Below are 12065 nucleotides of genomic sequence, written 5' to 3' on the forward strand. Positions count from 1 at the left end.
CGCCCGGAGCCGACAGTCCGCCCGGCGAGCGGCGCCGCAACTCCCCCGCTCACACCACCGAACCACTTGCGCGCGGCTTCCTCGGGCCCTCCCCTTTGCTGCCGCGCGGCAGTGTTCGGTTGATCGCGCCCGGTTGCCGGGCGGCCGCGATCAGCGCCGTGGTCACAGCCGGGTGCTGGCCTGCTGCAGTGCCCGGCGGGCCTCCTCGGTCAGGCGGCGCACCAGTTCCGCCGCGGGCAGCGGGCGCGTTTGCGCGTAGGTTTGGCCCGCCCACAACGACATCAGCTCCGCGTCGCCGGCCTTGCCCGCGGCGCCTCGCATCGGCTTCGTCAGGTTGTTCAGCTGCGGGTACGCCGCCGGGGCGTCACCGTTGCCGGCCAGGAACCGGTTCACCAGCCCCCGCGCCGGGCGGCCGCTGAACGCGCGCGTCAGCGCGGTTTCCCGTTGCCCCGCCGCGATTTCGGCCCGCTGCGTCGGCTGCGTACCCGCCTCGTCGCACACCAGGAACGCAGTGCCCAGCTGCGCCGCCACCGCTCCCGCGGCCAGCACCGCCGCGACATCCGCCCCGTGCACCAGGCCACCCGCCGCGATGATCGGCAGGTCGACCTCGGCCCGGATCAGCCGGATCGCCGCCAGCAGGCCGAACAGCTGCCCGCCGCCCGGTAGCGCCGGATCGTCGGCGAACACCGCGCGATGTCCGCCAGCCTCCATGCCCTGCACGCACAGCAGGTCCACTCCCGCGTCCGCGGCAGCGCGCGCCTCCTGCGGCGTCGTCACCGTGACCACGACCTCGGAGCCCACTTCGTGCAGACGTTCCACAATGGACCGGTCGGGCAGCCCGAAGGTGAACGACACGACCGGGATGCGCTCGGCGATCACCACCTCCACCTTGGCCGGGTAGTTGTCGTCGTCCCAGCTCGGCGGGCCCGCCTGGGCCCCGTGCCGGGCGGCTGCCGCCGCCACCCGCGCCGGGTAGTCGGCGAGATCGAGATCCCGACGCTCGCCCGGGACGAAGAGGTTCACCCCGAACGGCTCCGACGTGAGCCCGCGCAACGCCGCGATCTGAGCGGTCAGCGCATCCGCCGACAGGTACCCCGCAGCCAGGAAACCGAGGCCGCCCTCGGCGCTCACGGCCGCGGCCAGTTCCGGCGTGGAGGCGCCACCCGCCATCGGCGCGGCGATCAGGGGAATTCGTCGCTCTGCGATCATGTTTCGACGGTAATCCCGCCCTCGACACGAGCGCATCAGAGCATCGCGCACGCCACAGCGCCGACCGCGCCGGGCCGCAGTCCAAAGCCGCGGGCTCGACCTTGCGTGATCCGGCACTCTTTCAACGGCATTTCTCCTTTCGTTTGGGCATAACGGAGTTGAGGAGCTGATCGGAAAGGCACCCCCCCATGCGAACCACCACGCGCGACGGCCTCGCGCTCCGCGCCGCCAGCAGTACAGACACCCCGGCGCTGGCCGAATTGCTCAGCGCGTCATACCGCGACGAGCCCCGGATGGCAGCGCTGCTGCCTCTCGAAGCACAGCGAGAAACGAAGCTCCGAGCACTGTTCTCCCTTCTGCTGAACCAAGATCACCTCGATCACGGCACCGAGATCGCCGAACTGGACGAGCACCCGCACGCCGTCGCGGTGTGGGACCGGCCGGGCAGCCAAGCCGCGCCGCTCGGCCGACGCCTCATGCACCTCCCGGCGCTGCTGTCGGTGTTCCGCTGGCGGCTTCCCGAGACCGCCAGGGCGATCCAGACGTTCAACGCCACCGACAGCCACCGGCCCGACGAACCGCACTGGCACCTGGCCGCCATCGGCACCACACCGGACGCCCGCGGTCGCGGCCTCGGCAGCGCCCTGCTGAAATCCGGGCTGGCGCGTGCCGACGCCCACGACACCCCGGTCTACCTGGAAGCCACGGCGCACGCCGCCGTGGACCGCTTCGAGCGGTTCGGGTTCCGCGTGATCCACGAATACCCGGTCGCCGGCGGCCTCACCGTTTACGGCATGTGGCGCCCGGTGGCCCGCTGACCTGCGAAGACCGTTCCATCAGGGCCGCAACCCGGCGACCAGGTCGACCGGGGCGAACCGGACCGCGAATGGTCGCTCCGGCTCGAACAGCTCGTCGCCGACCACCCGCGCCACCCGCTGGTAGTCACTGCCGCCGACCAGCTCCCAGGCAGTCACCGACGGCACCTCGAGATCCGGATCGACCAGCCAGAAGTGCTGGGTGCCCAGCCTGGCATGGGCGGCCTTGCGCAGGCTGATGTCGTTCAACCGGCTGCTCGGCGATGCGACCTCCACCGCCAGCACCGGTGCGGCCCGCAGGTTCCGCATCGTCAGATCGGCGTAGCGCGCGACCAGGACGTCCGGCCGCAACTCGGTCCACAGGTCCTGGCGCACCGCGAACGGCGCGGACAGCACCCGGTATTCGGGCGGACTAGCCCGGTGCAGCTGGACGAACAGCGCCCCGAGCGCAGCCTGGTGCGGCCAGCCCGGCACCGCGCCCACCAGCAGCTCGCCGTCGACGAGTTCGTACCGGCGACCGTCCTCCGGGAAAGCCTCCAGGTCCTGGACCGTGAACCGCCGCCCGCCAAGATCGATAGACATCACGTGCTCCCTCCGCTCGTGCGCCCCGAGGTTTCGGGGTCTCGCATATAAAGAGGAGCGAAGGGCCCGTACGGATACAGCTGAAGCCGATGATCACTGGATCGGGTTGTGGCCGGTCATCAACCGATCTCGCCCGAGCAAGCTCTCGCCGTGCAGTGGGCGATAACCCGATGCCCGGGCATCGGGTTATCGCCCACTCGCAGGCGCGGCCCCGTCAGGGACGCAACCCGGCAACCAGGTCGGCCGGGGAGAACTTGACCTCGAACGGCCGCAACGGGTGGAAGACCTCGTCGCCGACCACGTGCTCGGCCTGCTGGTAGTCGTCGCCGTCGAGCTCCCACGCGGTTAGCGTCGGCGTCTCCGAATCCGGGTCGACCAGCCAGAAGTGCGGAGTCCCCAGCCGGGCGTAGGCGGCCTTCTTCAGATTCGCGTCCTTCAGCCGGCTGCTCGGTGACATGACCTCCACCGCCAGCACCGGTGCGGCGGGCAGGTTCTTCATGGTCAGGTCGCCGTAGCGGGCGACCAGGACATCGGGCTGCAGCTCGTTGAAGATGTCGTGCCGCACCGCGAACGGCGCCGCCAGCACCCGGTATTCCGGCGTGCACGCCTGCCGCAGCCGGACGGCCAGTTCGAGAGCCGCTTCCTGGTGCGCCCAACCAGGTGCCGGGCTCACGATGAGCTCCCCGTCGATGAGCTCATACCGGCGGCCGTCATCGGGCATCTCCTCCAGGTCGTGGACCGTGAAGGGACGTCCGCCTGCATCGATCGGCATGACAGTCATGGTCCCTCCTCTCTGTCGTCGTGTCCAAGGAACCGCCCCACTGTGTTCAGGGCATCTGACAAAAAGAGGAGCGAAGGGCCCGTACGGATACAGCTGGCGCCGATGATCACTGGATCGGGCAAGAAAAAAGTGGGCGGGAACCCGACGCCTGGGTTCCCGCCCACTCGCACCATCGCGATTTCCGACACCCCGCCACAGGGCCGCTGGTGCGTCTAGGGCGTGGTCGGCGCGCTGCCCGCGCGCCGACCACGGATTCAATTGGTCAGCCGGATCAGTGGAACTGGGCGGTCTCGGTCGAACCGGCCAGCGCGGTGGTCGAGGAGTCCGGGCTCACCGCGGTGCTGATCAGGTCGAAGTAGCCGGTGCCCGCCTCGCGCTGGTGACGGGTGGCGGTGTAGCCGCGGGACTCCGAGGCGAACTCGCGCTCCTGCAGGTCCACATAGGACGTCATTCCGTCCGCCGCGTAGCCCTTGGCCAGGTCGAACATGCTGTAGTTCAGCGCGTGGAAGCCGGCCAGCGTGATGAACTGGAACTTGTAGCCCATGTGGCCGAGTTCGCGCTGGAACTTGGCGATGGTGCTGTCGTCCAGGTTCTTCCTCCAGTTGAACGACGGCGAGCAGTTGTAGGCCAGCATCTGCTCCGGGTACTTGTCCTTGACGGCCTCGGCGAACCGACGGGCGACCTCGAGGTCCGGGGTGGAGGTCTCCATCCAGATCAGGTCCGAGTGCGGCGCGTAGGCCAGGGCGCGGGTGATGCACGGCTCGATGCCGTTGCGCACCTTGTAGAAGCCCTCCGGGGTGCGCTCCCCGGTGACGTACTGCTGGTCGCGCTCGTCGATGTCGCTGGTCAGCAGCGTCGCGGCCTGCGCGTCGGTGCGGGCGATGACAAGGCTGGGGACGCCGGCGACGTCGGCCGCCAGGCGCGCGGCGTTGAGCGTCTTGACGTGCTGGCCGGTGGGGATGAGCACCTTGCCGCCGAGGTGGCCGCACTTCTTCTCGGAGGCCAGCTGGTCCTCCCAGTGCACGCCCGCGGCGCCGGCCGCGATCATGCCCTTCATCAGCTCGTAGGCGTTGAGCACGCCGCCGAAACCGGCCTCCGCGTCGGCGACGATCGGCGCCAGCCAGTGGATGTCCTCGCTCTCACCGCCTGCGCCCTGCGGGTCCAGGGCCTCGGACCAGTTGATCTGGTCGGCGCGCTTGAGGGCGTTGTTGATCCGCCGCACGACCGACGGGACGGAGTTGGCCGGGTACAGGCTCTGGTCCGGGTAGGTCTCGCCGGCCAGGTTGGCGTCCGCGGCGACCTGCCAGCCGGACAGGTAGATGGCCTGCAGACCGGCGCGGACCTGCTGGACCGCCTGGTTGCCGGTCAGCGCGCCGAGCGAGTTGACGTAGTCGGTCTCGTTCAGCAGCTTCCACAGCCGCTCGCTGCCCTGCCGGGCGAGGGTGTGCTCCTCGCGCACGGAACCGCGGAGGCGGATGACCGTTTCGGCCGAGTGCGTGCGCTCGATGCCCTTCCACCGCGGGTTGGTGTCCCAGTCGCGCTGGAGTTCTTCGGTCGCCTGCTTCGCCTGCTCGCGGATGCTCATGATGTTCCCCTTCCGGGATTGCCCTGCGGCTTGTTGATCCCAGTCTTGGCCCTGATCCAGCGAAACACGACCAGAATTCCGAGGTAATTTTTGAGTTTTTTCTGCTAACATCAACGCCATGACGGAGTTCGCCACTGAAGAAGACCGCAATTTTTCAACAGAACACGACCTTCTGGTCTTCGGTCAGCGGCTGCGGCACTTGCGGCGCGCAGCCGGGCTCACCCTCGTCGAGCTGGGCGAGCGGGTCGGGCGCGCGCCCTCGCAGCTGTCGCTGCTGGAGAACGGCCACCGCGAGCCGAAGCTGTCGCTGCTGCGCTCGCTGGCCGATGCGCTGGGCACCTCCGTCGACGAGCTGCTGTCGAAGAAGCCGCCGAACCGGCGCGCCGAGCTGGAGATCGCCGTGGAGAAGGCCCAGCTCGACCCGCTCTATCAGCGGCTCGGCGTACCTCCGCTGAAGGTCGGCAAGCGCGTCCCCACCGAAGCGCTGGAACACGTCCTCGCGCTGTACGAAGAGCTCAAGCGCCGCGAGACGAAGCAGGTCGCCACGCCCGAAGAAGCCCGCAAGGCCAACGCCGAGCTGCGTGGCATGATGCGCGAGCACGGCAACTACTTCCCCGAGATCGAGAAGACCGCCGCCGGCATCCTCGACAAGGTCGGCTACCACGGCGGCCCGCTGTCGGAGGGGATGATCCAGTCGATCGCCACGCACCTCGGCTACGGGCTGCGGTTCGTCACCGACCTGCCCCGCTCGGTGCGCTCGGTGACCGACCTGAAGAACCGGCGGATCTTCCTGCGCCGCGAATCGCTGGGCATGCACAGCCCGCGGACGATCCTGCTGCAGACCCTCGGCCACCTCAGCCTCGGCCACCGGCAGCCCCGCGACTTCGCCGACTTCCTGCGGCAGCGCGTGGAGGCGAACTACTTCGCCGCCGCGGTCCTGGTCCCGGAGCAGACGGCGGTGCCGTTCCTGCAGGACGCGAAGGCCGAGCGCGACCTCGCCGTGGAAGACCTGCGCGACGTGTTCTCGGTGTCCTACGAGATGGCCGCGCACCGGTTCACCAACCTCGCCACCCAGTACCTGGACCTCGTCTGCCACTTCGTGCGCAACGACGAGACCGGCATCATCTACAAGGCGTACGAGAACGACGGGCTGGTCTTCCCCAGCGACCCGACCGGCGCCATCGAGGGGCAGCGGATGTGCCGGTACTGGGCGGGGCGGCAGGTCTTCGCCTCCTCGGACCGCTACTCGACCTACTACCAGTACACCGACAAGCCCGGTGCCACGCACTGGTGCGTCGCGCACGTCGACCCCAACCGCGGGCGGGACTTCGCGATCACCCTCGGCGTGCCCTACACGGAGTCGCGGTGGTTCCGGGGCCGGGACACCAACAACCACTCCAAGTCGAAGTGCCCGAACGGCGAATGCTGCCAGCGCCCGCCGTCGGATCTCGCGAGCCGGTGGGAAGGCATGGTGTGGCCGTCGGCGCGGGCGCACTCGCACGTGCTCGCCGCGCTGCCGTCGGACACCTTCCCCGGCGTGGACGAGGCCGACGTGTACGCGTTCGTGGAGGCGCACCAAGGCTGATCGTCAGTCCGATGCGGACAGTCCGTTCCACGGTGCCGCGCGGCGACGACGACTCGACCGCGCGGCACCGGGCACACGATCCGAAGGAGGAGCATGGGCTCCCGGCCACAGTTCTCGATCGCCCTGATCCCTGGTGACGGCATCGGCCCCGAACTCGTCGAAAGCGCCGTCGAGGTGCTCCGGGCCGCCTCCGCCGACCTGCACTTCACCACCGAAGACGGCGGCGCCGGAAACTTCCGCCGCACCGGAACGGCCTTGAGCCCGGAGGTGCTGCACCGGATCCGCAACACCTACGACGGTGTCCTCAAGGGCCCGGTCGGGCTGCCCGATGTCCGCCATCCCGACGGCACCGAGGCCGGAATCCTCGGCGGAATCCTGCGCGGCGGGCTCGACACCTACGCCAACGTCCGCCCGATCACCCTGCTCCCCGGTGCTGCGACCCCGCTGCGCAGCGCCGATTCGGGCATCGACTACGTCATCGTGCGCGAGAACACCGAGGGGCTCTACCTCTCGCGCGGGCGCGGCGTCGGCAACGACCGCGCCGTCACCGACCAGCTGCTCATGACCCGGGAAGGCACCGAACGCGTCGTCCGCTTCGCATTCGAGCTCGCGCGCCGGAGAGATGGCGCGCCCGCCGACCGCGTCCGCCGCGTGACCTGCGTGGACAAGAGCAACGTGCTGCGCAGCTTCGCCTTCTTCCGGGCGATCTTCGACGAGATCGCCGACGAATACCCCGACATCGAGCGGGACTACCGCTACGCCGACGCCGCCGGGCACGACCTCGTCGCCGATCCCGGGCACTTCGACGTGCTCGTCATGGAGAACTTCCTCGGCGACATCCTCAGCGACGTCGGAGCAGCGACCGTCGGCGGGCTCGGCATGTGCCCGTCCGGCAACATCGGCGACCACGCCGCCTACTTCGAGCCCATCCACGGCAGCGCCCCCGCGATCGCCGGGCAGGACAAGGCGAACCCGACCTCGCAGATCCTCGCGGCCGCTCTCATGCTGGAACACCTGGGCGACCGGTCGACCGCGGCGCGCATCAAGGACGCCGTCGCCGGGGCATACCGCCAGGGCGGCGTCCGGCTGCTCCCCAACTGCTGCCCCGAGGGCGGGACCGAAGCCGCCACCCGGGCCGTCATCGACGCCCTCGACGACTGAGCCACCGCGGCCTCCACGTGCCCGGCAGCGGGGCCGTGGGTGAACGTGGTCATTCCTGGGCGAGCTGGTCGAGGTACTGGCCGACCAGGTGCAGGCCGGAACGCAGGGTCTGGGTGTCGTCGGCGAAGCCGATCCGTGCGGTGTGCTCGATGTCGAACGCGGCACCGGGGGTGAACATGACGCCGGTGTGCTCCAGCAGGCGGGTGCAGAACTCGTAGGAGCCGATGGGTGCGTGGTAGCGCAGCAGTGCGGTGGTGCCCGAGGCGGGTTTGACGTAACCGACGTCGTCGCGGCTGCTGACCCACTCGTCGAGGATGGCGAGATTGGTGCGGGTGATGTGGCGGGAGCGGGCCAGGATCGCTTCCTTGTTCTCCAGGGCGACGCCGGCCAGGAGGTCGTCGAGGCGTCCGACGCTGATCGTGGTGTAGTCCCGGTGGGTGGCGACCGCGCGCAGCAGCCCGGTGGGGCCGACGATCCAGCCCAGGCGCAGTCCCGCCAGGGAGAAGGTCTTCGACATGCTTCCGGTGGAGATGCCGCGCTCGTACAGGTCGGCGATCGAGGCGGTGAACCCGTTGCCGTCTTGGTCGACGCCTCGGTAGACCTCGTCGCACAGCACCCACGCTCCGGCGCGCTCGGCGATCTTGGCGATGCGACCCAAGCCGGTTTCGTCGATGAGGGCGCCGGTGGGGTTGTTGGGGTTGTTGACGGCGATGAGTTTGGTGTCCGAGGTGACCAGGCTGTCGAGCTCGTCCAGATCGGGCAGCCAGCCGTTCTCCTCGCGCAGCGGCAGGTGGTCGACCCGGGCGCCGTAGCTGCCGGGGATGGAGTAGTGCTGCTGGTAGGTCGGGACCACGGCCACGACGTGGTCGCCCGGGTCGACGAGGGTGGCGTGCACGAGCGCGTTCGCGCCGATCGCCCCGTGGGTGATCAGGACGTTTTCCGGGCGCTGGGCCGCGTACAGGCCCGCGACGAGGCGGCGCAGGCGCGGGCTGCCTGGGATCGGCCCGTAGGTGAGCGGGGTGGCGTCCAGTTCGGCCAGCACTTCCTCGCGTCGGCCGGACAGGTCCAGCAGCTCACCGGTGGTGAGCGAGCGGACGCAGGTCTCGGCCAGGTTGTAGCGGCAGGTCTCCTCGTATTCGTTCATCCACTGCTCGACTGCGAACTCGCGGATCTTCACCGGGACCGCCCCTTCGTCGTGTTGCCAACTCGCACAATGGGCAACATATTGCTCATCTGGAGCTCAAGCAAGCCGCGTGTGCACTATGCTGCTCATCGTGAGCAGTGAGGTCGATGCCGGCAGCAATGCGGCGCCCCAGTTCGTCACACGCATCGGTGGGCGAATCCGGGAGCTGCGCAAACAGCGCGGCTGGACCGTGCAGCAGCTCGCCGAGGCCAGCGCGGTCAGCCGGCGAATGCTCACCCAGATCGAACTCGGCCAGGCCAACCCCAGCCTCGCCACCGTCGACCGCGTCGCACGTGCCCTGGACACCGATTTCTCCGCCCTGGCCCTGCCCGATGGCGACGCGGCAGGCACGGAGACCGAGGGAACCCTCGTGTGGCAAGCCCCGGGAGGCAGCGCCGCGCTCCTGCTCGGCGCGACCCGCGACCCGCGGGCCGAACTCTGGCGCTGGACCCTCGCTCCCGGGGAACGCTACGACGCCGAGCCCGACCGGCCCGGCGCGCAGGAGATCCACCACGTCCTCGCCGGCCGCCTGACCCTCGCGCTGGAAACCGGACCCCGGACGCTGGGGCCCGGGCAGAGCGCCGTCATCGCCAGCGACCAGCAGTACGCCTACCTCAACGAGGAGGCCGAACCCGCCGTCTTCATGCGGGTCGTCACCGGCGCCTGATCGAAAGGGCCCCGGAATCGATGCCGCAGCGCCCCGCATTCGACAAACCGTTGCAAGACCTGAGCTCTCGCGCGGTCGCGAGTCGCACCGCAGTTGCGGGACACGGCCTGATATCCCGCTGCACGCACCCGCGGCGGAGCCCGGCGTGGCCTGGGTACGGGTGCACCTGCACGCCAACACCCACGAGATCGAGGAACTGCTCGACGCGGAATCCCTGCTAGCCGATGGCGTCATCGAGGGCTACGCGATCGAGGAATGCGAAGCTCCAATGTGGACGGAATTCAACCGCCGAGCACGCCTCGCAGGTATGCCTGCACCACCCGCGAAAGCTCCTCGATGCTGGCCGCGCTGCCGGGCTCCGGGGCATCCAGCGACCGGCCGCCGATGACACGGTCGAACACCAGCCCCTCGCACAGGCCGACCAGACCGGCGGCGGCGAACTCCGGATCGGATGCCCCCAAGGCGATCAGCAGCTCGACGGCCAGCGGACGGGAGAACGCCGCCCGCGCGAGCGGCTCGTGCAGCTCCGCGGCCGCAGCCACCTCGGCTACGAGCGCATACCGGGCGATCGTGTCGCTTCGGCGGGGCCCGAGCATCCGGTCCAGCTGGACCGCGATCCCGTCGGCCGCGCCGCGAACATCCGGCGCCCGATCTGAACGCGGCCCCGCGATCGCGTCGAAATCCGCCCTCGCCCGCGCTGCCAACCGCGCCACCGCGGCCTCCAGCAGCGCCCGCCTCGTCCGCATGTAGTACGACGTCGATCCTCGCGGCAGCTCCAGCCGGGAGTCGACGGCCAGGTGCGTCAACGCGCGAACACCCTGCTCCGCGACGATCTCGATCACCGCATCCGCGATGCGCGTTCGGCGGTCCTGCTCACACATCGCCCAACCTCCCCGACACCACCGGTACTCTACATCCATAGAGCCTCTACGTTTGCAGAGTCACGGGGAGGGAAGTTGATCCACCGAGCGGGATCACCCGGAACACTGCGTGCGCGCTTCGACCTGGCGGCCGGGCAGCAAGGCTTCGAACTCGACGACGCGCAACGACCGGTCGCCGACAAGCTCGCCACGCTCGGCGCCGAACTGCGGAAGCACTTCCACCGGCCGCGCGGGCTCTACCTGCACGGGCCGGTGGGGCGCGGCAAGAGCTTCCTGATGAACGCGTTCTTCGCCGCAGCACCCGCCCGCGGCAAACTGCGCGTGCACTTCCACGACTTCTTCGACCGGCTGCACCGCACCGCCGCCCGGCACCACGCGTCGAGCGGATCGATCGCGGTGGACGCGGCGGTGGCCGAGCTGCTCGACGGATGCCGGCTGGTGTGCTTCGACGAGTTCCACGTGCACGATCCCGGCGACGCGGGGCTGATCACCCACCTGCTGCGCGCCCTGCACGCACGCCGCGTCACGCTCGTGACGACGTCGAACTACCCGCCGGACGGGCTGCTGCCCAACCCGCTGTTCCACCACCTGTTCCTGCCCGCCATCGAGCTCATCGAGGCACACCAGGAAGTCATCGCGCTCGCGGGCCCCACCGACTACCGGACCACCAACCGGCAAGGGCGCTTCGCCGAAGGCACCTGGCAATGGCCGGGCAGCGAATTCCCGCCGCCGGGCGGCGAGGAGCAGAGCACGCTGCTCATCAACGGCCGGAACCTCCGCGCACTGGCGGTGCGGAACCGGCTGGTGTGGTTCGACTTCCACGAGCTCTGCGCGACGCCCACCTCGACGCGCGACTACCTCGCCCTCGCCGAGCGGTTCGGCACCTGGGTGATCAGCGGCGTGCCCAGGCTCGCCGACTGCGAACCGGACGCCCGCCAGCGCTTCGCCAACGTCGTGGACGTGTTGTGCGACAAGGACATCACCACGCACGTGCTGGCCGATCACAGCATCGCCGGAACGCTGACGGACGGCACCGACGTCGCACGCACCGCCAGCCGACTCTCCCTGCTCAGGCCGATTCCGTTCAGCGAAGCGGCAAGCGACGCCGCCGTTCCCGCGAGGTCGTAGCCAGCCCTCGGATCACGCGCGGATCTGCTTCCTGGCGTCGTAGTCCCGGCGGGCCCGCTCGACCTCGTCCAGGTTGACCGACCATTCCGCGAGCGCGGCGAAAAGCGGCGCCAGGCTGCGCCCGAGGTCGCTGATCTCGTACTCCACCCGCGGCGGGACCTCGGCGTAGTAGCTGCGCACGACGAGACCGTCCCGCTCCAGGGCGCGGAGCCGCTGGGTCAGCACCTTGGGAGTGATCGAGGTGATCCGGCGTTGCAGTTCCACGAACCGCTGGCGGCCGTACTCGTGGAGCGCCCACAGGATCGGCGTGGTCCACCGGCTGAAGACGATGTCGACCACCGGCGCGATCGGGCAGGCGTTCTCCGGAGCGACCTCTCCGCCACCGCGCCGGCGTGTGTCCTCCCGCACATTTCCCCCTCTCGCCCAATACTTTCCTCTAGGTACCTACTAGCCCACCGATAGTAGCTTCGCCGAGTCAACGCAGGAAC

The 12065-nt window shown here is 69.6% G+C and carries 12 protein-coding genes; 5 read left to right on the forward strand and 7 right to left on the reverse strand.

Going from position 1 to position 12065, the window contains the following annotated elements; genetic code table 11:
• Positions 1–162 precede the first annotated feature (162 nt).
• Positions 163–1209: an NAD(P)H-dependent flavin oxidoreductase gene (locus AC07EQ_RS13825; protein ID WP_478388322.1), complete on the reverse strand. Its 1047-nt coding sequence runs from the start codon at positions 1207–1209 to the stop codon at positions 163–165.
• 188 nt (positions 1210–1397) lie between these two features.
• On the opposite strand from AC07EQ_RS13825, the gene AC07EQ_RS13830 reads away from it, so the two are divergent.
• Positions 1398–2027 (forward strand): GNAT family N-acetyltransferase, encoded by a 630-nt coding sequence (locus AC07EQ_RS13830; protein WP_478388323.1) that lies wholly within the window; start codon positions 1398–1400, stop codon positions 2025–2027.
• Positions 2028–2045: 18 nt separating this feature from the next.
• Here AC07EQ_RS13830 and AC07EQ_RS13835 read toward each other — a convergent pair whose 3' ends face one another.
• The 3 genes from AC07EQ_RS13835 to aceA form a co-directional block, all read right to left on the reverse strand.
• A complete protein-coding gene (locus AC07EQ_RS13835; protein WP_478388324.1) occupies positions 2046–2606 on the reverse strand; it encodes a Uma2 family endonuclease in 561 nt (186 codons plus the stop codon).
• A gap of 214 nt (positions 2607–2820) precedes the next feature.
• Positions 2821–3387, reverse strand: a complete 567-nt coding sequence (locus AC07EQ_RS13840) for a Uma2 family endonuclease (RefSeq protein WP_478388325.1) — start codon at positions 3385–3387, stop codon at positions 2821–2823.
• Between the two features lie 271 nt (positions 3388–3658).
• Positions 3659–4972, reverse strand: a complete 1314-nt coding sequence (gene aceA, locus AC07EQ_RS13845; protein ID WP_132489097.1) for an isocitrate lyase — start codon at positions 4970–4972, stop codon at positions 3659–3661.
• A 118-nt stretch (positions 4973–5090) separates the two neighbouring features.
• On the opposite strand from aceA, the gene AC07EQ_RS13850 reads away from it, so the two are divergent.
• Together AC07EQ_RS13850 and AC07EQ_RS13855 are read left to right on the forward strand one after the other, a co-directional pair.
• Positions 5091–6557: a helix-turn-helix domain-containing protein gene (locus AC07EQ_RS13850; protein WP_478388326.1), complete on the forward strand. Its 1467-nt coding sequence runs from the start codon at positions 5091–5093 to the stop codon at positions 6555–6557.
• A gap of 93 nt (positions 6558–6650) precedes the next feature.
• Positions 6651–7718 carry an isocitrate/isopropylmalate dehydrogenase family protein gene (locus AC07EQ_RS13855; RefSeq protein ID WP_478388327.1) on the forward strand — a complete coding sequence of 356 codons (1068 nt, stop codon included), beginning with the start codon at positions 6651–6653 and terminating at the stop codon, positions 7716–7718.
• A gap of 49 nt (positions 7719–7767) precedes the next feature.
• Here the strand turns inward: AC07EQ_RS13855 and AC07EQ_RS13860 are convergent, their stop codons facing one another.
• Positions 7768–8895 carry an aminotransferase gene (locus AC07EQ_RS13860; protein ID WP_478388328.1) on the reverse strand — a complete coding sequence of 376 codons (1128 nt, stop codon included), beginning with the start codon at positions 8893–8895 and terminating at the stop codon, positions 7768–7770.
• A gap of 97 nt (positions 8896–8992) precedes the next feature.
• On the opposite strand from AC07EQ_RS13860, the gene AC07EQ_RS13865 reads away from it, so the two are divergent.
• Entirely contained in the window at positions 8993–9568 is a 576-nt protein-coding gene (locus tag AC07EQ_RS13865; RefSeq protein WP_478388329.1) for a helix-turn-helix domain-containing protein, read from the forward strand.
• 281 nt (positions 9569–9849) lie between these two features.
• On the opposite strand, the gene AC07EQ_RS13870 is transcribed toward AC07EQ_RS13865, so the two are convergent.
• Positions 9850–10449, reverse strand: a complete 600-nt coding sequence (locus tag AC07EQ_RS13870) for a TetR/AcrR family transcriptional regulator (protein ID WP_478388330.1) — start codon at positions 10447–10449, stop codon at positions 9850–9852.
• Between the two features lie 75 nt (positions 10450–10524).
• Here AC07EQ_RS13870 and zapE point away from each other — a divergent pair, with 75 nt between their 5' ends.
• Complete coding sequence (gene zapE, locus AC07EQ_RS13875; RefSeq protein ID WP_478388331.1) at positions 10525–11577, forward strand: cell division protein ZapE; 1053 nt, start codon at positions 10525–10527, stop codon at positions 11575–11577.
• A 12-nt stretch (positions 11578–11589) separates the two neighbouring features.
• Here the strand turns inward: zapE and AC07EQ_RS13880 are convergent, their stop codons facing one another.
• A complete protein-coding gene (locus AC07EQ_RS13880; protein WP_478388332.1) occupies positions 11590–11985 on the reverse strand; it encodes a winged helix-turn-helix transcriptional regulator in 396 nt (131 codons plus the stop codon).
• Positions 11986–12065: the final 80 nt, after the last annotated feature.

Source organism: Saccharopolyspora sp. NPDC045839 (assembly GCF_056431645.1).

Bases quoted from the DNA above. Each gene is read 5' to 3' on its own strand.
- aceA (WP_132489097.1), bottom strand. From the start codon at position 4,972: ATGAGCATCCGCGAGCAGGCGAAGCAGGCGACCGAAGAACTCCAGCGC.
- AC07EQ_RS13830 (WP_478388323.1), top strand. From the start codon at position 1,398: ATGCGAACCACCACGCGCGACGGCCTCGCGCTCCGCGCCGCCAGCAGT.
- AC07EQ_RS13825 (WP_478388322.1), bottom strand. From the start codon at position 1,209: ATGATCGCAGAGCGACGAATTCCCCTGATCGCCGCGCCGATGGCGGGT.
- AC07EQ_RS13840 (WP_478388325.1), bottom strand. From the start codon at position 3,387: ATGACTGTCATGCCGATCGATGCAGGCGGACGTCCCTTCACGGTCCAC.
- AC07EQ_RS13850 (WP_478388326.1), top strand. From the start codon at position 5,091: ATGACGGAGTTCGCCACTGAAGAAGACCGCAATTTTTCAACAGAACAC.
- AC07EQ_RS13835 (WP_478388324.1), bottom strand. From the start codon at position 2,606: ATGTCTATCGATCTTGGCGGGCGGCGGTTCACGGTCCAGGACCTGGAG.
- AC07EQ_RS13870 (WP_478388330.1), bottom strand. From the start codon at position 10,449: ATGTGTGAGCAGGACCGCCGAACGCGCATCGCGGATGCGGTGATCGAG.
- AC07EQ_RS13855 (WP_478388327.1), top strand. From the start codon at position 6,651: ATGGGCTCCCGGCCACAGTTCTCGATCGCCCTGATCCCTGGTGACGGC.